Genomic DNA, 21060 nt, shown 5'->3' on the forward strand with positions numbered 1-21060 from the left:
TTCTACGGCGCCCTCATCTTCGCCCTCGGCCTCGTCACCTTCGTCCCCGCCTTCTCCACCTGGCTGCCAAGCATGTTCATGGTGGTGCGGTAGGCACGACGGTGGCGGGCGCGCCGGACACCGCTTTCGGATTTCAAACGCAGGAGACCAACCATGAAGCAGAACGAATCGTCGATCCCCACCGGTGCACGCGCACCTTCGATCCCGTCCCGCCGGCCCCCGACCCTGGCATTGGCCACGGTCTTCGGCATGACGGCCCTGACCCTCGCGGCCTGCGGCGGTGGCGACGGCGGCACGGTGGAGGTCGCCCAGCCCGCGCTCGGCACGCGCTCCAAGCCGATCCTCGCGGTGGACGGCCGCCAGTTCAAGGACCTCAACGGCAACGGCCGGCTCGACGTCTACGAGGACTGGCGGCGCGGCCTCGACGAGCGCATCGCCGACCTGGTCGCGCAGATGACGCTGGAGGAGAAGGCCGGCCTGATGCTGATCGACACGATGAACGCCGGCACCGACGGCGCGCCGCCGGCCAGCGCCGGCACGTTCATCAACGACAACAAGATGCGGCGCTTCATCTTCCGCAGCGTCGTGACCGCGACGCCCGCGTCGGGCCAGGTGACGCCGTTGCAGGCGGCGAACTTCATGAATTCGGTGCAGGCCCTGTCGGAGGCGTCGCGCCTGGGCATCCCGTCGGTCTTCAAGTCCAATGCCCGCAACCATTACGAGAAGGACGCCCGCGTCGGCATCAACGAGGCCGCCGGCGCCTTCACCGAGTTTCCGAAGGAAGCCGGCATCGCCTCGGCCGCGCTCGGCGAAGAGGCCCTGAAGACCGGCGCGGCGCCGACGGCGGGCGACATGTCGATCGTGCGCACCTTCGCGCAAACCATGGGCGACGAGTGGAAGTCCATCGGCCTGCGCGGCATGTACGGCTACATGGCCGACATGTCGACCGAGCCGCGCTGGTACCGCGTCCACGAGACCTTCACGGAGAACGCCGACCTCAATTCGAACATCATCAGGACGCTGGTCGAGACGTTGCAGGGGCCGATGGTCGACGGCAGCTCGGTCAGCCCGAACTCGGCGGTGGCGTTGACGATGAAGCATTTCCCGGGCGGCGGGCCGCAGGAGCTGGGACTCGATCCGCACTACACCTTCGGCAAGACCCAGGTCTACCCGGGCGGCAACTTCGGCTATCACCTCAAGCCGTTCATGGCGGCGATCGACGCCGGGGTCTCGGCCATCATGCCGTACTACGGCGTGCCCATCGAGGTCACCTACGAGGGCGTCAAGTACGACCAGCTCGGCATGGCCTTCTCCAGGCAGATCGTGACCGACCTGCTGCGCGGCAAGCTCGGCTTCAAGGGCTACGTCAATTCCGACACCGGCGTCATCAACGACCGCGCCTGGGGCCTGGAGAGCAAGAGCGTGCCCGAGCGCGTGGCCACGGCCATCAACGGCGGCACCGAGACGCTGTCGGGCTTCAACCAGGTCAAGACCATCGTCGACCTGGTCAACGCCGGCCTGCTCACCACCGCCCGCATCGACGAGGCGGCGAAGCGCCTGCTCAAGGAGCAGTTCCAGCTCGGCCTGTTCGAGAACCCGTACGTCGACGCGAGCCGGGCCACGGCGGCGATCGGCAGCGACGCCAACCGCGCCAAGGGCCTGGAGGTCCAGCGCAAGTCGGTCACCCTGCTGCAGAACCAGGACCGGACCCTGCCGCTGAGGGCCGGCGCCCGCGTCTACGCCATGGGCATGGCCAAGAGCGACGTCGAGAAGTACGGCTTCACCGTCGTCGACGGCGAGGCGCTGGTCAACGGCGTACGGCCCAGCGCCGCCGGGGCCGACTACGCGGTGATCCGCGTCGAGGTCTCCAACCCGCGCGCGGCCACGGCGCTCTACCGCAGCGGCGACGCCGCGACCGGCGCCAGCACGGCGCGCACCAGCCCGATCACCGGCCGGGCCTGGGGCGCCGACGACCCGACCGGGCTGGACAACGGCCTCGGCTTCGGCGGCGCCTACCCCTGGGAGGCGAGCAACCTGTCGTTCACGACCATGGCGGCCTCGCAGTCCTGGCAGATCTCGCCCAAGCTGGCCGACATCCAGGCCGTGATGAACGAGGTCGGGCCGAAGAAGACCGTGCTGAGCATCTACTTCCGCCAGCCCTACGTGCTCGACGACGCCAGCGGCCTGAAGAACGCCGGCGCCATCGTGGCCGGCTTCGGCGTGAGCAACACGGCCTTGCTCGACGTCCTCAGCGGCCGCTTCAAGCCCCAGGGCCGGATGCCGTTCGCGCTGGCCAGCAACCTGCAGGCCGTCGTCGACAACCAGCCCGACGTGCCCGGCTACCCGGCCAAGGACACGCTGTTCCCGTTCGGCTTCGGACTGAGCTACTGAGGCGCGTCGCCACGACACCCCGACCACCAATACGGAGACAGACATGGAATTCACACATCTCGGCATCGCCAGGACCGCCGTCGCCATCGCCGTCGCCGCCTTCCTGGCCGTGGGCTGCGGCGGCAGCGACGACGGCGGCGCGGCCACGCCCCCCGCGACGACGCCGCCCGCCACCACCGCGCCGGTGACGACCGACGCGATCCGCACCACCACGGCGCTGAACAAGGACTGGCGCTTCGTCCTCGACGAGAACCTCACCGAAGCCCAGGCGCTCGCCGCCGGTCTGCCCAACGCGGCGCCGGTGACGCTGCCCCACACCTGGAACACGGCCGACGCCGCGACCACCGCGCAGTCGACGCCGGCCACGCCGTCGTACAAGCGCAGCGTCGGCTGGTACCGGCTGGCGTTCGACGACGCGGGGGCGGGCGCCGGCCGCAAGTGGCTCCAGTTCGACGCCGCCAGCATCACCGCCGACGTCTGGCTCAACGGCGTCAAGCTGGGACAGCATCGCGGCGCCTTCACGGCCTTCCGCTTCGACGTCACCGGGCTGCTCAAGCCCGGCGGCAACGTGCTGGTCGTGAAGACGGACAACCGGCAGGCCACGCGCGACGGCGACGTCAACGCCATCGCGCCGCTCAGCGGCGACTTCAACATGTCCGGCGGCCTCTACCGCGGCGTCTCGCTGGTCTCGACCACCGCTGCGCTGCACGTCGCGCTGGGCGACCTCGGCGGCCCCGGCGTCTATGCGAAGACCACCAGCGTCAGCGGCACCGACGCGGTCGTCAACGTCGTGACCAAGCTGGAGAACGCGCTGCCGGCGGCCGGCAGCTACACCGTCACGGCGTCGTTGCTCGACGCCGAGGGCAAGACGGTGCGGCAGACGGCGACCAGCCGGGTCGACGTCAAGCCGGGCGAACCGATCGCGGTGACGCAGGACCTGAGGCTCGCCGGCGTCCGGCTGTGGCAGGGCCTGGCCGACCCCTACCTGCACCGGCTGGTGGTCGAGGTCAAGGACGCCGGCGGCGCGGTGCTGGACAAGGTGGTGCGCGAGTTCGGCGTGCGCCAGATGCGCTTCGACCCCAACCAGGGTTTCTTCCTCAACGGCCGCAGCGTGCCGCTGCGCGGCGTCAACATGCACCAGGACACGCTGGGCAAGGCCTGGGCGGTGTCCGAGCAGGACGTCGACCAGTCCTTCGCGCTGATCCGGGAGGTCGGCGCCAACACGCTGCGCATGGCGCATTACCCGCATTCGGACTACGCCGTGCGGCAGGCCGACAAGCTCGGCCTCGTCGTGATGGCCGAACTGCCTTTCGTCAACGCGAGCTCCGTGACCCGCCTGGCCGATCCCGAGGCGACCGGCTTCGCCGAGAACGCGCGGCTGCAGCTGCGCGAGCTGATCCGCCAGAAATTCGACAACGCCTCGGTCGGCATCTGGTCGGTGGGCAACGAGGTGCAGGGCGGCGACGACACCCAGAACAACGTGAAGGCCCTGTTCAAGAGCCTGCACGACACGGCCAAGGCGGAGGACCCGAGCCGGATCACCACCCTGGCCAACCAGATCAACCGCAGCGGCGACGTGGTGCGGCCCGACGCCATCACCCTGACCGGCGTGACCGACAGCTTCAGCGTCAACCGCTACTTCCAGTGGTACTACGGCCAGTCGGAGACGCAGCTGGGCGACAACCTCGACGCCATCCACGCTGCCAGCCCGGCCCAGCCCATCGGCGTGACCGAGTACGGCGCCGGCAGCGGCCTCACGCACCACACCGACGACGTGCGCGGCGGGCGCGTGTGCTCCAGCGACACCAGCGGCTCGACCCGCATCTGCTACCAGCCCGAGGGCTACGCCAACTACGTGCACGAGAAGGCCTACGCGCAGATGAACCCGCGCGCCTACCTGATGGGCACCTGGATCTGGAACATGTTCGACTTCGGCTCGGGCAACCGCCACGAGGGCGACATCGGGCAGACCAACACCAAGGGCATCGTCACCTTCGGGCGCGACGCGAGGAAGGACGTGTTCTTCTTCTACAAGGCCAACTGGACGCAGACGCCGGTGACCTACATCGCCGAGCGCCGGCACACCCAGCGCGTCTACCGCACGGCGCCGGTCAAGGTCTACAGCAACGCGGCGTCGACCGCGCTGCGGGTCAACGGCGTCGAGGTCGCGCGCAGATCGGCCCTCGAATGCCCGCTGCGCGTGTGCGACTTCGGCGAGGTGCCCCTGGTCGCCGGCGCCAACGCGATCTCCGCCGTGGGCGAACACGCCGGTCAGAGCGTCACCGACGCCGTCACCTGGACGCTGTCGCCCCGCAACGCCGACAACGTCTACATCGCCGCCGGCCAGCTCACCAGCGGCTTCGTTTCCAGCGACCCGCTGCTGGGCAGCAACACCTACGGCTCGGACAAGTACTTCGTCAACGGCGAGCTGCCGCCGCTGTCGGGCCGCAGCACGGTGGGCTTCTCCGGTGCCGTGGCCATCTCCGGACTCGGCACGACGGCGATTCCCGAGGCCGGCCGGGTCTGGGACATGTGGCGCGAGGGGACCGACTTCGCCTACGAGGTGCCGGTCGCCAACGGCACCTACAAGGTCACGCTGGGCTTCGTCGAGCCGACGGCGACGGCCGCCGGCGCCCGCGTCTTCGACGTGAGTGCCGAGGGCGTCGGCAGGCTGGCGAACCTGGACCTCTTCGCCGCGACCGGGGCGATCCGGACCGCGACGGCCCGCTCCTTCGACGTCACGGTGGCCGACGGCAGATTGACGCTGAACTTCGTCGGCGTGACCGGGCGGGCGATCGTCTCGAACATCGCCATCGAGCGCCGATAGTCCTTGCGGGGCGGGCGTGCATCGCCATGCGCGCCCGGAGGAATCAGGGTAAACCCTTAGAATCCGGAGACCGTCTTCAGTCCCCGGAATCCAAGGAAATCGCCATGAACCATTCCTCCGTCAACACCCTCGGCGACGCCGCCGCCTCCCGGCGTCCGCGTTCCGCGTTCTGGCGCGCGGTCGAGCGCGTCGCCGCCGCCTGCACGACCGGCGAGCTGGGCGCGCTGGCCGATCACTACCAGGTCGGCCAGCCCGCCCTGGCGGCCCGCTTCCGGGCGGCGGTGCCCGCGGCGCAGGGCCACCGCGCCTGACGTGAGCGGTGGCCGGCCGGGCCCGGGACGCTCAGTTCCGCTCGGCCAGCTGTTCGAGGATGGCCGGGTTCTCCAGGGTGGAGGTGTCCTGGGTGATGGGTTCGTCCTTGGCCACCGAGCGCAGCAGGCGGCGCATGATCTTGCCGCTGCGCGTCTTGGGCAGGTTGTCGCCGAAGCGGATGTCCTTGGGCTTGGCGATCGGCCCGATCTCCTTGCCCACCCAGGCGCGCAGCTGCGCGGCGATCTGCTTGGCCTCCTCGCCCGTGGGGCGGGATCGCTTGAGCACCACGAAGGCGCAGATCGCCTCGCCGGTCGTGTCGTCCGGGCGGCCCACCACCGCCGCCTCGGCCACCAGGTCGGTCATCGACACCAGCGCCGACTCGATCTCCATCGTGCCCATGCGGTGGCCCGAGACGTTGAGCACGTCGTCGATGCGCCCGGTGATAGTGAAGTAGCCGGTCTTCTCGTCGCGGATCGCACCGTCGCCCGCGAGGTAGTAGCCCTTGAGCTCGGCGGGGAAGTAGCTCGACTTGAAGCGCTCGGGGTCGCCCCAGATGGTGCGGATCATGCTCGGCCAGGGCTTCTTCACCACCAGGATGCCGCCCTGGCCGTGGGGCACGTCGGCGCCCGCCTCGTCCACGATGGCCGCGGTGATGCCGGGGAAGGGCAGCGTGCACGAGCCCGGCACCATCGGCGTGGCCCCGGGAAGCGGCGTGATCATGTGGCCGCCCGTCTCGGTCTGCCAGAAGGTGTCCACGATCGGGCAGCGCCCGCCGCCCACGTGCCGGTGGTACCACTCCCAGGCGGCCGGGTTGATCGGCTCGCCCACCGAGCCCAGGATGCGCAGGCTCGTGAGGTCGTAGCGGTCGGGGTGCACCGCCGCGTTGCCTTCTGCCGCCTTGATCAGCGAGCGGATCGCCGTCGGGGCCGTGTAGAAGACGGTGACCTGGTGGTCCTGGATCATCTTCCAGAAGCGCCCGGCGTCCGGGTACGTGGGCACGCCCTCGAAGACCACCTGCGTCGCCCCGAGCGCGAGCGGGCCGTAGGCGATGTAGGTGTGGCCGGTGACCCAGCCGATGTCGGCGGTGCACCAGAAGACGTCGTCGTCGTGGAGGTCGAAGGTCCACTTGGTGGTGAGCGCCGCGTGCAGCAGATAGCCGCCGCTCGAATGCTGCACGCCCTTGGGCTTGCCGGTGGAGCCGGAGGTGTAGAGCAGGAACAGCGGGTGCTCGGCGCCCACCCACTCGGGCTCGCAGGTCTCGGCCTGGGCCGCCGTCTCCTCGTGCAGCCAGCGGTCGCGCTCGGGGTGCCAGGCGATGTTCCCGCCGGTGCGGCGGTAGACGATCACGTCACGCACGGACTCGCACCCGCCCAGGGCGATGGCCTCGTCGACGATGGCCTTGAGCGGGAGCTGCTTGCCGCCTCGCAGCTGCTCGTCGGCGGTGAGGACCATGACCGCGCCGGCGCCCTCGATGCGGTCGCGCAGGCTCTGGGCGGAGAAGCCGCCGAAGACCACCGAGTGGGTCGCGCCGATGCGCGCGCACGCCTGCATCGCCACGATGCCCTCCACGCTCATGGACATGTAGATGACGACACGGTCGCCTTTCTTCACGCCCCGCGCGCGCAGGGCGTTGGCCAGGCGGCAGGTGCGGGACAGCAGCTCGGCGTAGGTCACGCGGCTGACCTGGCCGTCGTCGGCCTCGAAGACGATGGCGGTCTTGCCGCCCAGGCCGCGCTCGACCTGGCGGTCCAGGCAGTTGTAGGAGACGTTCAGGGTGCCGTCGTCGAACCACTTGAAGAACGGCGCGGCGCTGTCGTCGAGGGTGCGCGTGAAGGGCGTGCGCCAGGCGACGAACTCGCGCGCCAGACGGCCCCAGTAGGCCCCGTGGTCGGCCTCGGCCTCGGCCACCAGCGCCTCGTAGGCGGCGAAGTCGCGCACGTGCGCGTCGGGGATGTCGGGGGCGGCGATCACGTTCGTCGTCGTTTCGGTTCGGTCGGTCATGGGGTTCTCCTGCGATGGCTGTGTCGATGTCGATGTCTCGACGGTGGTTGTCGTCAATCCTCGGCGTGGCCCGCCAGCCAGGCCGCGACGGCGGCGATGCTGCGGAACTCGTCGCAGGCGCGCGCAGGGACGTCGGGATGGCGCTGGTTCCACAGGCGCGCCAGGCCCTGCCCGGGGCCGATCTCCAGCACGCACCGGACCTGCCGCGCCATCACGTTGTCCATGCATTCGTCCCAGCGCACGGTGGTGGCGATCTGCGTGGCCAATGCCTGCCGGGCGGAGGCGGCGTCGCGGACGCGGTCGGCGGCGTTGCTGAACAGCGGCACGCGGGGAGCGCGGAAGGGCACGTCCGCCAGCAGCCCGGCGAAGCGGTCCGCCGCCGCGCGCATCCAGGGCGTGTGCGAGGCCACGCCGACGGGCAGGCGTTGGCATTGCGCGCCTTCGCGCGTGCCCCGATCGAGCGCCTGGTCCAGCGCCGCGACCGGCCCGCCCAGGATCACGGCGTCCTCGCCGTTGCGTATGGCCAGCGCCAGGCCCGTGTCCGCGATCAGCCGGTCCAGCCGCGCGCCCGACAGGCCGGTGACGGCCAGCAGCCCGCCCGGCGTCGTCGCGGCGGCGGCGTCCATGGCGGCCGCGCGGCGCGGCGCGAGGTCGAGCGCCGCCTCGGCGGAGATGACGCCGGCGGCGGCGAAGGCCGCCAGTTCGCCGACGCTGTAGCCCGCGACGGCGGCCGGCGGCATCGCGACGAGCGGCGCCAGTTGGCCCCACGCCGCCAGCGCGAGGCCGGTCAGCAGGACCTGCGCGTGGTCGTTGCGGCTCGCCCAGTCCGCATCGGCCAGCGCGGCGCGCCAGTCGGCCACGCCCAGCCGCGTGCGTACGCCATCGACCAGCGCATCGTCGGCCAGCCACGGCAGCATGGCGGGATGCTGGGCGCCCTGGCCGGAGAACAGCAGGGCGAAGCTCATCGGCCGACCGCCATGCCGCTCACGCGCCGCCTCCCACGCGCAGCAGCCAGCAGGCCGCCGCCAGCGTGTCGGCCGCGCCGCCGGGCGACAGCCGCCGCGCGACGCAGTGGTCGGCGATGGCGTGCGCCTCGCGCAGCCCCCCGGGCCGGGCGATGCCGCCGCGCTCGACGAAGCCCCGCGCCAGCGCCTGCACGTCGCGCAGGCCGGCGAGACCGCCCCGGTGCGCGAGGTTGCTGTCGTCGAGCACCGCCATGACCTGGAACAGGGCGTCGAGCCGGGCCTGCCGCACCGTCAGGCCGCGCGCCAGGGCCGATGTCAGGGCCGGCAGGGCGGTCTCGAACACCACCGGAAAGGCCAGCGCCGCTTCCTGCGAGGCGCCGCGCAGGCCCAGGCGCCGCGTCGCGATGCCGCCGGGCAGGGTGGATGCCCGCTCGCCGCGCCGGGTCAGCGCTTCGCCCCAGTGGCGGCGCAGGGCGTCGCGGATCAGGCCCGGGTGCGCGATGGCGCCGTCATCGCGCACCATCGCGCCGGCCGCCGCGCACAGCAGCCCGAGCATGAAGATCGCGCCCCGGTGCGTGTTGACGCCGCCCGTCGCGGCCAGCATGCGGGCCTCCGCCGCGATGCCCAGGCGCTCCAGGGCCTCGAACGCCGCGCCGTCGAAGCCGGCCCCGGCGATCCCGGCGAAGTAGTGGCGCAGGGCGAACAGGCTGCGCATGAAGGTGTGCGCGTCCATGTCGTCGTGGCTGCCCGGGTCGATCGGGGTCACCAGGCCCGGCTTGGGGGCGAGCGACAGCTCGTCGTGCAGCGCCAGCACGGCGGCGCGGCCGATCTCGGCCGGCGTGAGGCCGCGCGGCGCGGGTCGTCGGCGTGCCGATGCGTTCATGGGCCCGGCTCCCGCGACGGCGATGCCACGCACCACGCCGTGTCGTGCCGCAGGGCGACGCCGTCGATGCGCTTGACCATCACGGCGCGCGCGCGGCCGGCGCGCCAGTCGGTCCATTCGCGCCAGGCCACCGCCGCGCCGTCGGCGAAGACGAGTTCGCCGTCCAGGCGGGGTCGCGCGCCCTCGAAGGCCTGGAGCGCCCGCGCGACCTCGTCCGCGTGCGCGATGCCGTCGACGGCGATCCACAGGTCGAGGTCGGACGACGGGCGCACGTGGACCAGCCGGCTGAGCGCCTGCCAGCCGTGGCTGCCGAAGACATGCGCCGTGGCGTGTCGTCCGGCGAGCGCGTCGACGACCTCGCGCGCCACGCCCCGCGCCTGCGCGTCCAGCAGGCACCACGCGTCGGCCAAGCGCGGGAACTCGTCGAAGCCGTCGACCTCGGCGTGCGGCACGTGCAGCGCCAGCCGGCGCCGGTCCCAGCGCGGCGGCGCGGGCAGGCCCAGGGCGATCCAGCCCCCGACCGCCGCGTCGGCCGGCTGGCGCGTGACCACCAGGGGCAGGCCGTGCGAGGCCCAGTGCGCCAGGCACGCGCGCGCCTGCGCGTCCCAGGGCTGGCGCAGCACGCCGCGCCAGCCGGCCGGCGTGAGCCGGGCGAGCCGGTGGCGTCGCGGGAGCGGGCGATGGGGCAGGTCGGGCACGGCGCCTCCGGTCCTCAGGCGGCGTCGAGCACGCGTTGCGCGACCTCGGCGGCGAGCCGGCGTCCGCCGCGTTCGGCGCCGTCGCGCGCGCGCAGGTCCTCGGTCGGCGTGCCGGTCAGCGCCTCGCGCAGCGCGGCGGGCAGGTCGCCCTCCCACAGCGCGCGCACGCCGCCCATCGCCACGTAGTTGCCCACGCCGGGGGCGAACACCGGGTTCGATTCGGACAGCGCCGTCAGCATCGCCTCCGGCAGCTTGGTCACGCGCGCCATGGCGGGAATCCGCATGACCCGGATCTCGGCTTCCGGCAGGGCGAAGCAGGCGTCGGCGATCAGGCCGGAGGTGATGAAGCCGCCCGAAAGCGCCTGGTCGTACACCAGGCCGATCACCGGATGCCCCCGGCGCCGCGCCAGGTCGATGCAGGTGCCCAGGTGCGCCATCGCGCGGTTGATGCCCAGCAGTTCGTCGCGCCGGCGCAGTTGCTGGCCCTGGGTGTCGACGAGCAGCAGGATCGGCCGGCCGGGATGGCGCCCGAGGGTGTCGAGCACGCCGCGCGCCTGCGCCAGGGCCAGCCGCACGCCGATGGGCGCGTGGTTCGTGGTGCCGACGACCGCCAGCGGCGCGCCGTCGAAGGCGACGTCGCCGCGGATGAAGTCGCCCTCGGCGACGAGGCCGTGGTCGGGGCCGAAGAGCCGGGTGGCGAGATCGTTCCAGTGCATGGGGTGTTCCAGGTTCCTCAGGGGGTGCGCAGCGCGCGCACGGCGTCGACCGGCAGGTCCGGCACGCGTTGGGCATCGGCGATGCCCAGCGCGCGCCACAGCGCGACGGCGTCGTCGGTGCCGGGCTGGGCGTCGTCGCGCGGCGGCAGGGCGTGCAGGCGGCGGTCGAGCAAGGCGTGCTCGGCTTCCAGCGACGCCGGGGTCGGCGGCCGCGAGCAGTCCGGCAGCGCCAGCAGCGCGACGGCGGCGGCGCGGAAGGCGGCGACGTCGTCCTCGACCAGCGCGTCGCAGTCGCCGGTCAGCCAGCGGTGCTTGCCGCCGGTGGTGCGCCAGACCTGCGCGCGGTCGCGGGAGTCGAACTCCTCGACGCCGTGCGAGGCCTCGATGACCTCCGGCCCGGACATCGCCAGCCGGCCGACGTCGCTCATCACGATGCGGTCGGCGCAGCGCGCCACGATGCCCATGCCGCCGAAGCAGCCGTTGGCGCCGCCGATCAGCACCACCACCGGCACGCCGGCGGCGCGCACGTCGAGCAGGGCGCGCATCACCTCCGACACCGCGATCAGCCCGGCGTTGGCCTCGTGCAGCCGCACGCCGCCGGACTCGGCCAGCAGCAGCACGGCGGCCGGCCGGTCGCGCAGCGCGCGGCGCAGCAGGCCGACCAGCTTGGCGCCGTGCACCTCGCCGACGCCGCCGCCCATGAACTCGCCCTCCTGCGCGGCGACGAAGACCGCTCGGCCGTCAAGCGTCGCGCGGCCGACCGCCACGCCGTCGTCGAAGGCCGAGGGCACGCCCAGCTGCGCCAGGTGCGGGCTGGTCACGCGCTCGCTCGGCGGCAACCACTCGTGGAAGCTGCCGGCGTCCAGCAGCAGCGCCAGGCGCTCGCGCGCCGAGCATTCGGCATAGCTGACGGTCATGGCCGGCCTCCCGCGCGCTCGGCGATCTCGGCCACCGCCTGGTCCAGCCGCAGGCTGACCACGGCCGGCGTGGCGCCCATGTCGTTGATCGACACGCGCAGGCCGCCCAGCGGGTGGCGCGCGTGGAAGTCGTCCATCACGGCCTGCCAGATGGCGCCGAAGCCGCGCGCCGAGGTCTCGACGCGCACGGCGCAGTCGTCGCGGCCGGCGTCGGACTCCAGCATCACCTCCAGGTTGCCGGAGCCGACGACGCCGACGAGCACCGGCGCGAAGGGGGCCACGGCCGTGCGGCCGGGGTAGAGGAACTGCAGGGTCTCGAGCCCTGCGGGAACGTCGCTCATGGGGGTATCTCCTTGGGTTTCGGGCCGGCGGCTCACCAGTTTCTGAAGCGCTTGGGCGGCTGGTAGAGCCCGCCCGAGGCGCGCACCAGGTCGCGCATGCTGCGCGCGGCCAGCAGGTTGCGCGTGGCCTGGCGCGGGTCGATGCCCAGGTCCTGCGGACGGCGGATCACGCCACGGTCGCGCAGGTTCTCCACCGCGCGGCGGTCGCGCGCCAGGCCGACGGCGGTGTAGCCGGCGACGCCGCGGATGGCCTGCTCGCGCTCGGCGTCGCTGCGGCACAGCAGCAGGTTGGCGATGCCTTCCTCGGTCAGGACGTGGGTCACGTCGTCGCCGTAGATCATGATCGGCGGCAGGTCCATGCCGGCCTGCTCCTGCAGGGTCCAGGCGTCGAGCCGGTCGACGAAGGCGGGCTGCATGTGCTCGCGGAAGGTCTCGACCATCTGCACCACCAGCTTCTGCCCGCGCGGCGTGCCGGCCGCGCCGGTGCGCCCGGCGCGCGCCTCGCGCCCGGCCTTGAGCCAGGCCGGGCTGGCATGGCGCCGGCCGCGCGCGTCGGCCCCCATGTTGGGCGCGCCGCCGAAGCCGGCGATGCGGCCCAGCGTGGCCGTCGAGCTGTTGCCGTCGAGGTCGATCTGCAACGTGGAGCCGATGAACATGTCGCAGGCGTAGTGGCCGGCGGCCTGGCAGAAGGCCCGGTTGCTGCGCAGGTTGCCGTCCGGGCCGGTGAAGAAGACGTCGGAGCGCGCGCGGATGTAGTCCTCCATGCCCAGCTCCGAGCCGAAGGAATGCACCGACTCGACCCAGCCGGCCTCGATCGCCGGGATCAGCGCCGGGTGCGGGTTGAGCGCCCAGTGCTTGCCGATCTTCCCCTTCAGGCCCAGCGATTCGCCGTAGGTCGGCAGCAGCAATTCGATGGCCGCCGTGTCGAAGCCGATGCCGTGGTTCAGGCGCTGCACGCCGTACTCGGCGTAGATGCCCTTGATGGCCATCATCGCCATCAGCACCTGGATCTCGCTGATCTGCGCCGGGTCGCGGGTGAACAGCGGCTCGATGAAGTTGGGCTTGGGCGCCTTGACGACGAAGCCGACCCAGTCGGCCGGGATGTCGATGCGCGGCAGGGTGGTGGTCTTGCCGTCGACCAGCTCGTTGACCTGCGCGATCACGATGCCGCCGGAGAAGGCCGTGGCCTCGACGATGACCGGCGTGTCCTCGGTGTTGGGGCCGGTGTAGAGGTTGCCTTCGGCGTCCGCCGCGTGGGCCGCGACCAGCGCCACCTGCGGCGTCAGGTCGATGAAGTAGCGCGCGAACAGCTCCAGGTAGGTGTGGATGGCGCCGATGGCGATGCGCCCGCCCGAGACCAGCCTGGCCAGCCGCGCGCCCTGCGGCCCGGAGAAGCTGAAGTCCAGCCGCGAGGCGATGCCGTTCTCGAACACGTCCAGGTGTTCCGGCAGCGCCAGCACCGACTGCACCATGTGCAGGTCGTGGACCTTGGCCGGATCGACCTGCACCAGGGCGCGGGCGAGGAAGTCGGCCTGCTTCTGGTTGTTGCCCTCGAGGCAGACGCGGTCGCCGGGCACGAGCACGGCTTCCAGCAGCGCGCCGATGGCGTCGGCGTCGACGCGCTTGCCGGCGAGCCGGGGGCCGAGCGCGGCGGCCGCGCGCGCCAGGCGCGCGGCCCGGTCGTCGGCCTTGGTGGTCCAGGATCTGGAGTTCATGGTGGGAGTGGGTTGAGGGATGTCGATGAGGTCGATGACGGGCGGATCGGGGCGGTCACAGCACGACGAAGAGGAACCACACCACCACCGGCGCCACCACCGTGACGATGGCGCCGTAGACCATCAGCTGGCGGAAGAACACGTCGCGGTCGATCCCCTTCGCGTTGGCCAGCACCAGGGCGCCGTTGGTGGAGAAGGGGCTGACGTCGACGATGGTGGAGGACACCGCCATCGCCGCGATGAAGCCGATGGCGCTGACGCCGGCGTCGCCCTGCAGGAAGGGCACGGCCAGCGGGATCAGCGAGCCCAGCACGGCGGTCGAGGAGGCGAAGGCCGACACCACGGCGCCGACGAAGCACAGCAGCAGGGCCGCCACCAGCGGCGAGGTCAGCCCGGCGACGCTGTGGCCGACGAAGTCGATCGTGCCCATCTTGTCCATCACGCCGACGTAGGTGCTGACGCCGACGATCAGCATGATCTCCGGCCACGACACCTGGCCGAGCGCGCGCTTCTGCAGGTTGGGCGCCATCAGCGTGAGCACGAGGCCGATGGTGATCGAGACGAAGCCGATGTCCTGCTTGAAGAACAGCGTCAGGACCGCCAGGGCGATCAGGCCGGCGACGGTGGCCATCCGGTAGAGCCGCGAGCCCTCGGCGGCGGGATCGACGGCCGGGGCGTCCATGAGCGAGGCCGCATCGGGCGAGGCGGTGCGGCGCTCCTCGCCGAAGGACTCGCCCTCGGCGTCGCCGTAGATCTGGGCGCCGCCCTGGCCGTGGGCGACGCGGCGCACCGGGGCCATGGCGCCGCCGGCATCGGCGCGCTGGCGCATCAGCTTGGCGCCGCCGAACATGAAGAACAGCAGCAGCGCCACGCTCAGGTTGACGCCCAGGCTGGCCAGCATGGTGGCCGTCTCGTTCAGGGGCAGGCCGGCCTTGGCGACGATCTTGTTGGTGATGCCGCCGTAGATGCTGATCGGCGAGAAGCCGCCGCCCTGGGCGCCGTGCACCACCATCAGGCCCATCATCAGCGGGTTGATGCCGTACTTGGCGGCGAAGCCCAGCGCGATGGGCGCGATGATCGCCACCGCCGCCGGGCTGACCGCGCCGACCGCCGTCAGCAGCGCGGCGATGAAGAACATGATCCACGGGATGGCGGCGATGCGCCCGCGCACCGCGCGCACGGCCAGCCTGACCAGCCAGTCGATGGTGCCGTTGTTCTGCGCCAGCGCGAACAGGTAGGTGATGCCCACCAGCGTGAGGAACAGGTCGGCCGGGAAGCCGCCCATGATCGCCTTGGCGTTCATGCCGGCGACCAGCGTGCCCACCAGGAAGGCGCCGACGAAGGCGATCACGCCCATGTTGATGGGCAGGGCGGTGGCCAGCACGAACATGCCGATCAGCGCGTAGATCGAGATCCAGTGGGGGGTCATTCGGTCGTCTCCGGGTTTTTATGGTTCGCGACGCGCGATGGTCGGGCGTCTGGGGGCGAACGATAGGCACCCGGTTCCTTCCGATCAATGAAGCGCGCGGCCGGACCCTTACGCCCGGCGAAACGATCGAGGGTTAACCCGGGACGCGTCCCGGCGCGGTCCTCAGGCCAGCTCGCGCCGCACCGTGCGGCACACCGCCAGCAAGGCCAGCAGGTTGGGATCGCGCTCGCGCGTGCGCAGGAAGCTCAGCGCGATGGTCTGGCGCATCAGGTAACGCGGCTGCAGCGGGATCAGCTGCACCTTCTGCGGCATCGTGCCGCGCACGCGCCCGGGCAGCAGCGTGCAGCCGACGCCGCCGCCCACCAGGTTCATGAGCGAGAAGATGTCGCCGGTGCGCATGACCACGTTGGGCGTGAAGCCGGCGACCCGGAAGGCGTCGACGAAGCCGCCGTAGGTGACGAAGCCCTCGGTGAGGGTGACGAAGCGCTCCCGGGCGCAGTCGGCCAGGTCGACCTCGGCCAGCGCCGCGTAGCGCGAGCCCACCGGCGCCGCGAAGTGGATGTCGTCCTCGAACAGGGGCTCGGACTCGACGTCGGCCGCGTCCTGCGGCCGGCCCATCAGGGCGGCGTCGATGGCGCCGTCGCGCAGCTTCTGCAGCAGGTCGGCGTTCGAGCCCAGGACCAGCTCGGTCTGCAGGTCGGGCTTGCGCAGCTTCATGGCCATCACCAGCGCCGGCACGGTGCGGTCGGTCAGCGAGTAGAGCGAGCCGATGCGCACGCGGTCGGCCGAGTAGCCGGCCAGCTCGCGCGTGGCGCGCACGCCCTCGACCATGGTGTGGAGCACCTCGCGCGCCACCTCGGCCAGCGCCTGCGCGGCGTCGGTCGGGTGCAGGTTGCGGCCCTCGTGGCGGAACAGGGTGCAGCGCAGGCCCGTCTCCAGCGCGTGCAGCGCGCGGTGCACGCTGACCGGGCTGATCTGCAGCAGCTCCGCCGCGCGCGTGAGGTTGCCGGTCTCCATGAAGGCCAGCAGGATCTCCAGCCTGCGGAAGGTGATGGCTTCGTCGATGTGGAGGGGCATGGGGGTCGAGGCGGGGCGGGCCGGGTGTCAGCCGATCGTAGTACCGTCCTGCGAAGTGGCGATGCGCTTCCTCATCTCGTCGCCGATCGCCCGGAAGCGCGCATCGGGCGAGTCCGACAGCAGCCGGCCGACCTCGTCGAGGAAGCCCGGCGTCGCCGTCGCCGGCACGCGCCGCAGCCACCGCAGGGCCTCGTCGACGCGGCCGCGCCCGGCCAGCAGGCGGGCGAGGTGGTACTGGCCCCGGAAGTCGCCGCCCTCGGCGCCCTGGCGGTAGCGCTCGAAGGCCGCCTCGGCGTCGGGCGCGGTGCCCCGGCCCTCTTCGTGATGGCGCCCGGCCTTGGTCGCCGACTTGGCGTGCCCCCTGCGCGCCGCCCGCTCGTACAGCGCCAGCGCCCGCGCGTCGTCGCGCGGCAGGCCCTCGCCCGAGGCGAGCTGGTTGGCCAGGTTGTAGAGCCCGGCGTCGAGGTCCTTGTCCGCCGCGCGCCGGTACCAGCGGATGGCCGCGCCCAGGTCGCGCGCCACGCCCCAGGCGTTCTCGTAGCAGCGCCCGGCCATGTTCATGCCCATGGCGTCGCCCTGCTGCGCCGCCTTCAGGAACCAGGCGAAGGCGTCGCGCGGTCGCGGCTCCGACCCCGCCGTGCCCCGGCCGTCGAGCAGCCACTGCCCCAGCAGCGCCTGCGCGCCGGCATGGCCCTCGCGCGCCGCCGTGGTCAGCCAGGCCAGGGCCTGCGGCGCCGGGGCGTCGAGGACCGTGCGCCATTGCGCGGCGGTCATGCGGCGCAGGGCGGGGAGGTCGGTGGGAAGGTCGATGGGCGGGGGAGGCGGGGAGGTCACGGGAAGGGCGTCGGAGCGATCGGGCCGTCGGGCGCGGGGCGCGGTCGGGGATTATGGCGACGGGGCGGGGCGGATCGACGCGGGCGTGGCGTCGTCCATCTCCCCGGTGCCGCTCACGGCCATCCCGCCCCGCGACTACGATCCGGACCATGACTCGCGCGACCTCCTTTTCCTTCCCGGGCCCCGACGTGAACCCGCCCGGGCTCGTCGAGTCGACCGCTCCCGCATTTCCGACGCACGCCTCCACGATCCGCACCGCCACCCGCCAGATGCCCCCGCCGGACGGCCCGCTCTCCCGCGCCCGCCCGGGCCGCGAGCGCATCCTGGGCGCCATCCGCGCCGCCGCCATCGCCGAGTTCAGCCTGCACGGCCTGCGCGGCACCTCGACCCAGGCCATCGCCGCGCGGGCCGGGCTGACCAAGCCGCAGCTGCACTATTACATCACCGGCAAGGAGGAGCTCTACGAGGAGCTGCTGATGCAGTGCCTGCACGACTGGAAGGTGACCTTCGCCTTCGAGGGGCCGGCCGACGAACCGGCCACGGTGCTCGCCGGCTATGTCCGCAAGAAGCTCGCGCACGCCTTCGACGCGCCGGAGATCTCGCGCATCTTCACGCGCGAGGTGCTCGACGGCGGGCGCAACCTGGCGCGCTACTGGCCCAACGCGCGGGCCTGGACGCAGGCCAAGGTCGACGTCGTCGACGGCTGGATCGCGCGCGGGCTGATGCGCCCGCTCGACGCCCGCATCCTGCTGATGCACGTCTGGGCCATGACGCAGAGCTACGCCGACTACGCCCTGCAGACGCGCGTGATGCTCGACGTGGCGCCGGACGCGCCGCTCGACCGGGCGCCGATCGAACGCGAGCTGGTGGCCTTCGTGCTCGCGGGCTGCGGCTTGGCGCCGCCGGCCGCCTGATCGGCGGGTCGCCCGAAGGTCCCGCATGCGCCAGCGCGGTGCGCGCGCGCTGGCACACCGCTTGCTTAATCTGACCAGTTGCTCTGATTAAGCGGTCAAGCCCATGCGTGTCCTCGTCGTCTACTGCCATCCGGTCGAAACCAGCTTCCACGCGGCGCTGCATGCCGACGTGGTGCGCCACCTGCGCCGGGCCGGCCACGAGGTCGACGACTGCGACCTCTACGCCGAGGGCTTCGACCCGGTGCTCTCGCGCGCCGAGCGCCTGGGCTACCACGACGTGCCGTCCAACCAGATGCCGCTGCAGGCGCACGTCGCGCGGCTGCAATGGGCCGAGGCGCTGGTGCTGTGCTTCCCGACCTGGTGCTTCGGACCGCCGGCCATGCTCAAGGGCTGGTTCGACCGCCTGCTGATGCCCGGCGTCGCCTTCGACATCAGCGACCCGGCCGACGTCCGGCCGATGCTCACGCACATCCGCCGCATCGCCGCCGTGGTCACCTACGGCCGGCCGCGCTGGATGGCGCTCTACATGGGCGACCCGCCGCGCAAGCTGGTCACGCGCTACCTGCGGCGCCTGACCGGCCAGCGCGCGAAGGTCGACTACCACGCCTGCTACCACATGAACACGGCCACGCCCGAGCGCCGCCGGCGCTTCAAGGAACGCGTCGGCCAGGCGATGGCGCGCTTCGCCTGAGCCGGGAGCCGCTGCCGTGACGTCCTCGCTCTCCACCCCGTCCCCCATGACCACCACCCCCGCGACCGCCTTCCCGACGTCGGACGCGAGGGCCGCCGCGCCGGCGACGATCGACCGCCTGCGTCTGCCGCGCTGGCTGCTGCCGACCGACTGGCCCGTGCGGGACGGCGCCGCCGCGCTGGCGCACCTGACGCTGGAGCGGGGCCGCATCGTCGCGCTGCGTCCGGCCGGGCAGGGCGGACCGGACGGCGAGGGCGCCGCGCCGTCGCCGGACGCCTGGGACGTCGCCGGCGCGCTGGCGCTGCCGGGCCTGGTCGACGCCCACACGCACCTGGACAAGAGCTTCACCTTCGGCCGCATGGCGCACGTCGAGCCGGGCCTGCTGGGGGCCATCGACGCCATGCTGGCCGACCGCGCCCACTGGACCCCGGACGACGTGCGCGAGCGCGCCGGGCGCGGCCTGCGCTGGGCCTGGGAGAGCGGCACGACGCGCCTGCGCAGCCACGTCGACTGGTGGGAGCCCGACGCCGTGCCGGTCGCCTGGGGCGTGCTGCGCGAGCTGGCCGAGGCCTGGCGCGGCCGCGTGCGGCTGGAGCGCGTCGCGCTGGTCAAGCTGCCGCTGTTCGAGGACCGGGCGCAGGCGCGGCGGCTGGCGCGCACCATCGCGGCGACCGGGCCGGACGCCTTGCTCGGCGGTTTCGTCCACTCGACCAACTGGAGCGAGAACGCATTGCGCAACCTGCTGCTGGCGGCGCAGGAATGCGACCTCGACGTCGACCTGCACGTCGACGAGGAGCTGGAGGCCTCGGCCACCGGACTGGCCGCGACGGCGCGGCTGCTCGGCGACATCGGCTTCGAGGGCCGGGTGGTCTGCGGCCACGCCTGCGCATTGGCGGCGCAATCCGAGGCGCTGGCGCTGGCCACGCTCGACGCCGTGGCGCGCGCGCCCATCACGCTGGTCTCGCTGCCGGCCACCAACCTGCTGCTGCAGGACGCCACCACCGGCCGCACGCCGCGCCGGCGCGGGCTGACATTGGTCAAGGAGGCGCGCGAGCGCGGCATCCCGCTGCTGTTCGCCAGCGACAACGTGCAGGACCCGTTCTGCCGCTCGGGCAGCTTCGACCCGGTCGAGGCGCTGGGCCTGGCGGCGCTGGTGGCGCAGCTCGACGAACCCTTCGACGCTTGGTCCGACACGGTCTGCCGCGCCGACTGGCTCGACCGGGGCCGTCCCGGCGCCGCGTCGATCGTCGGCGCCCCGGCCGACCTGGTGCTGTTCACGCAGGCGGACCGCCACGGCTGGCCCTCGCGCGCCGGCGCGCGCGTGGTGCTGCGCGACGGCGCCGTCACGCAGGGCGAGGTGCCGCCGGCCTGGCGCGCGCCGATGCGCTGACCGACCCATCGACCCATCCGTTTCTCCCGACCACCCCGAGGCTCCCCCATGCTGCACGGCTACATCCCGCCCCACCGCTTCATGCCCTACCTGAGCTGGACCCAGATCGCGGCCCTGCCGGACCGCGCGGACACCGTCGTCGTGCTGCCCTGCGGCGCCATCGAGCAGCACGGACCGCACCTGCCGTGCTCGGTCGACAGCGTGATCGCCTCGGGCGTCATGGGCCGGGCGCTGGAGAAGCTGCCGGCGTCGGTGCCGGCCTTCGCGATGGCGCCCATCACGTATGGCAAGTCGGAAGAGCACCTGCACTTCCCCGGCACCATGACGCTCACCGGCACCACCTTGCTGGCGACGGTGACGGAGATCGGCGAGTCGGTCTACCGCTCGGGTTTCCGCAAGCTGCTGCTGGCCAACGGCCACGGCGGCCAACCGCAGGTGCTGGAGATGGCGGCGCGCGAGCTGCGGCTGCGGCACGGGGATTTCGTGGTGGTGCCGCACGGCGTTTCGCGCCTGCCCAACGCGTCGGGCCGGCAGATCACCGAGCGTGAGAAGAAGCTCGCCATGCATGCCGGCCACGCCGAGACGGCCCTGATGCTGGCCCTGGCGCCGGAGACGGTGCGCATGGCGCACGCCGTCGCCAACTACCCGCCGCCGTTCCCGATCGCGCTGCTCTCGCCCGACGGCCGCCCGGCCTGCGCCTGGACGGCGCGCGACTTCGGCCCCTCGGGCGTCATCGGCGACCCGACCGCCGCCACGCGCGCGCAGGGCATCGAGATCCTGGAGACGCTCTCCGACAGCTGGGTGCAGGTCCTGACCGAGCTGCACGCGCTGCGCTGGGTGGTGCGCGAGGAAGCGACCTGGGAGCGTGGCCATCAGCAGGGCCATGTCGAGTCCGCGCCCGGTGCCGCCTGAGGCGCGTTCCTTGCATTCCGATTCCGTCCTCCTCCCTTCGAAAGGCT

At 72.5% G+C, this 21060-nt stretch carries 18 protein-coding genes; 7 read left to right on the forward strand and 11 right to left on the reverse strand.

The features are described from left to right. Positions 1–153: 153 nt before the first annotated feature. The 3 genes from ABID77_RS19325 to ABID77_RS19335 all read left to right on the forward strand — a co-directional run bounded on the left by ABID77_RS19325 (position 154) and on the right by ABID77_RS19335 (position 5529). Entirely contained in the window at positions 154–2391 is a 2238-nt protein-coding gene (locus ABID77_RS19325; RefSeq protein ID WP_429599313.1) for a glycoside hydrolase family 3 N-terminal domain-containing protein, read from the forward strand. Positions 2392–2434: 43 nt separating this feature from the next. Further along, positions 2435–5218, forward strand: a complete 2784-nt coding sequence (locus ABID77_RS19330) for a glycoside hydrolase family 2 TIM barrel-domain containing protein (protein WP_429599316.1) — start codon at positions 2435–2437, stop codon at positions 5216–5218. A gap of 104 nt (positions 5219–5322) precedes the next feature. Continuing rightward, complete coding sequence (locus tag ABID77_RS19335; protein ID WP_429599319.1) at positions 5323–5529, forward strand: hypothetical protein; 207 nt, start codon at positions 5323–5325, stop codon at positions 5527–5529. Positions 5530–5560: 31 nt separating this feature from the next. Here ABID77_RS19335 and acs read toward each other — a convergent pair whose 3' ends face one another. The 11 genes from acs to ABID77_RS19390 all read right to left on the reverse strand — a co-directional run bounded on the left by acs (position 5561) and on the right by ABID77_RS19390 (position 17106). After that, the gene (gene acs, locus ABID77_RS19340) at positions 5561–7531 is read right to left on the reverse strand and encodes an acetate--CoA ligase (RefSeq protein WP_429599321.1); all 1971 of its coding nucleotides are present in this window, start codon (positions 7529–7531) and stop codon (positions 5561–5563) included. Between the two features lie 53 nt (positions 7532–7584). Then, positions 7585–8496 carry an acyltransferase domain-containing protein gene (locus tag ABID77_RS19345; protein WP_429599324.1) on the reverse strand — a complete coding sequence of 304 codons (912 nt, stop codon included), beginning with the start codon at positions 8494–8496 and terminating at the stop codon, positions 7585–7587. 19 nt (positions 8497–8515) lie between these two features. After that, a complete protein-coding gene (mdcB, locus tag ABID77_RS19350) occupies positions 8516–9379 on the reverse strand; it encodes a triphosphoribosyl-dephospho-CoA synthase MdcB (RefSeq protein ID WP_429599327.1) in 864 nt (287 codons plus the stop codon). Further along, entirely contained in the window at positions 9376–10077 is a 702-nt protein-coding gene (gene mdcG / locus ABID77_RS19355; protein WP_429599330.1) for a malonate decarboxylase holo-[acyl-carrier-protein] synthase, read from the reverse strand. Before mdcG ends, mdcB begins: the two co-directional genes overlap by 4 nt. A 14-nt stretch (positions 10078–10091) precedes the next feature. Next, positions 10092–10793 (reverse strand): biotin-independent malonate decarboxylase subunit gamma, encoded by a 702-nt coding sequence (locus ABID77_RS19360; protein WP_429599332.1) that lies wholly within the window; start codon positions 10791–10793, stop codon positions 10092–10094. Positions 10794–10810: 17 nt separating this feature from the next. Then, entirely contained in the window at positions 10811–11710 is a 900-nt protein-coding gene (locus ABID77_RS19365; RefSeq protein ID WP_429599335.1) for a biotin-independent malonate decarboxylase subunit beta, read from the reverse strand. Beyond that, positions 11707–12051: a malonate decarboxylase acyl carrier protein gene (gene mdcC, locus ABID77_RS19370; protein ID WP_429599338.1), complete on the reverse strand. Its 345-nt coding sequence runs from the start codon at positions 12049–12051 to the stop codon at positions 11707–11709. The genes ABID77_RS19365 and mdcC overlap by 4 nt, the downstream gene beginning before the upstream one ends. A 32-nt stretch (positions 12052–12083) precedes the next feature. Continuing rightward, positions 12084–13766 carry a malonate decarboxylase subunit alpha gene (mdcA, locus tag ABID77_RS19375; protein ID WP_429599340.1) on the reverse strand — a complete coding sequence of 561 codons (1683 nt, stop codon included), beginning with the start codon at positions 13764–13766 and terminating at the stop codon, positions 12084–12086. A gap of 55 nt (positions 13767–13821) precedes the next feature. Next, the gene (locus ABID77_RS19380; protein WP_429599343.1) at positions 13822–15195 is read right to left on the reverse strand and encodes an SLC13 family permease; all 1374 of its coding nucleotides are present in this window, start codon (positions 15193–15195) and stop codon (positions 13822–13824) included. Between the two features lie 162 nt (positions 15196–15357). Next, positions 15358–16272, reverse strand: a complete 915-nt coding sequence (locus ABID77_RS19385; protein ID WP_429599346.1) for a LysR family transcriptional regulator — start codon at positions 16270–16272, stop codon at positions 15358–15360. A 27-nt stretch (positions 16273–16299) separates the two neighbouring features. Then, entirely contained in the window at positions 16300–17106 is an 807-nt protein-coding gene (locus ABID77_RS19390) for a tetratricopeptide repeat protein (protein ID WP_429599349.1), read from the reverse strand. A 269-nt stretch (positions 17107–17375) separates the two neighbouring features. Between ABID77_RS19390 and ABID77_RS19395 the strand changes: the two genes are divergently transcribed. The 4 genes from ABID77_RS19395 to ABID77_RS19410 all read left to right on the forward strand — a co-directional run bounded on the left by ABID77_RS19395 (position 17376) and on the right by ABID77_RS19410 (position 21013). Further along, positions 17376–18020 carry a TetR/AcrR family transcriptional regulator gene (locus tag ABID77_RS19395; RefSeq protein ID WP_429599608.1) on the forward strand — a complete coding sequence of 215 codons (645 nt, stop codon included), beginning with the start codon at positions 17376–17378 and terminating at the stop codon, positions 18018–18020. Positions 18021–18123: 103 nt separating this feature from the next. Further along, positions 18124–18711 (forward strand): NAD(P)H-dependent oxidoreductase, encoded by a 588-nt coding sequence (locus ABID77_RS19400; protein WP_429599352.1) that lies wholly within the window; start codon positions 18124–18126, stop codon positions 18709–18711. A 46-nt stretch (positions 18712–18757) separates the two neighbouring features. Continuing rightward, positions 18758–20101, forward strand: coding sequence for an amidohydrolase family protein (locus ABID77_RS19405; protein ID WP_429599355.1), 1344 nt, complete (start codon positions 18758–18760; stop codon positions 20099–20101). 48 nt (positions 20102–20149) lie between these two features. Further along, positions 20150–21013, forward strand: coding sequence for a creatininase family protein (locus ABID77_RS19410; protein ID WP_429599357.1), 864 nt, complete (start codon positions 20150–20152; stop codon positions 21011–21013). Positions 21014–21060: the final 47 nt, after the last annotated feature.

Source organism: Variovorax sp. PvP013 (assembly GCF_050435945.1).
Lineage (GTDB): Bacteria > Pseudomonadota > Gammaproteobacteria > Burkholderiales > Burkholderiaceae_C > Variovorax.

What these genes read in the sequence shown, in the direction of transcription:
- ABID77_RS19360 (WP_429599332.1), bottom strand. Translation starts at nt 10,793, where the DNA reads ATGCACTGGAACGATCTCGCCACCCGGCTCTTCGGCCCCGACCACGGC.
- mdcB (WP_429599327.1), bottom strand. Translation starts at nt 9,379, where the DNA reads ATGAACGCATCGGCACGCCGACGACCCGCGCCGCGCGGCCTCACGCCG.
- ABID77_RS19400 (WP_429599352.1), top strand. Translation starts at nt 18,124, where the DNA reads ATGCGTGTCCTCGTCGTCTACTGCCATCCGGTCGAAACCAGCTTCCAC.
- acs (WP_429599321.1), bottom strand. Translation starts at nt 7,531, where the DNA reads ATGACCGACCGAACCGAAACGACGACGAACGTGATCGCCGCCCCCGAC.
- ABID77_RS19365 (WP_429599335.1), bottom strand. Translation starts at nt 11,710, where the DNA reads ATGACCGTCAGCTATGCCGAATGCTCGGCGCGCGAGCGCCTGGCGCTG.
- ABID77_RS19345 (WP_429599324.1), bottom strand. Translation starts at nt 8,496, where the DNA reads ATGAGCTTCGCCCTGCTGTTCTCCGGCCAGGGCGCCCAGCATCCCGCC.
- ABID77_RS19385 (WP_429599346.1), bottom strand. Translation starts at nt 16,272, where the DNA reads ATGCCCCTCCACATCGACGAAGCCATCACCTTCCGCAGGCTGGAGATC.
- ABID77_RS19405 (WP_429599355.1), top strand. Translation starts at nt 18,758, where the DNA reads ATGACCACCACCCCCGCGACCGCCTTCCCGACGTCGGACGCGAGGGCC.
- ABID77_RS19395 (WP_429599608.1), top strand. Translation starts at nt 17,376, where the DNA reads ATGCCCCCGCCGGACGGCCCGCTCTCCCGCGCCCGCCCGGGCCGCGAG.
- mdcA (WP_429599340.1), bottom strand. Translation starts at nt 13,766, where the DNA reads ATGAACTCCAGATCCTGGACCACCAAGGCCGACGACCGGGCCGCGCGC.
- mdcC (WP_429599338.1), bottom strand. Translation starts at nt 12,051, where the DNA reads ATGAGCGACGTTCCCGCAGGGCTCGAGACCCTGCAGTTCCTCTACCCC.
- ABID77_RS19335 (WP_429599319.1), top strand. Translation starts at nt 5,323, where the DNA reads ATGAACCATTCCTCCGTCAACACCCTCGGCGACGCCGCCGCCTCCCGG.
- ABID77_RS19410 (WP_429599357.1), top strand. Translation starts at nt 20,150, where the DNA reads ATGCTGCACGGCTACATCCCGCCCCACCGCTTCATGCCCTACCTGAGC.
- ABID77_RS19325 (WP_429599313.1), top strand. Translation starts at nt 154, where the DNA reads ATGAAGCAGAACGAATCGTCGATCCCCACCGGTGCACGCGCACCTTCG.
- ABID77_RS19330 (WP_429599316.1), top strand. Translation starts at nt 2,435, where the DNA reads ATGGAATTCACACATCTCGGCATCGCCAGGACCGCCGTCGCCATCGCC.
- ABID77_RS19380 (WP_429599343.1), bottom strand. Translation starts at nt 15,195, where the DNA reads ATGACCCCCCACTGGATCTCGATCTACGCGCTGATCGGCATGTTCGTG.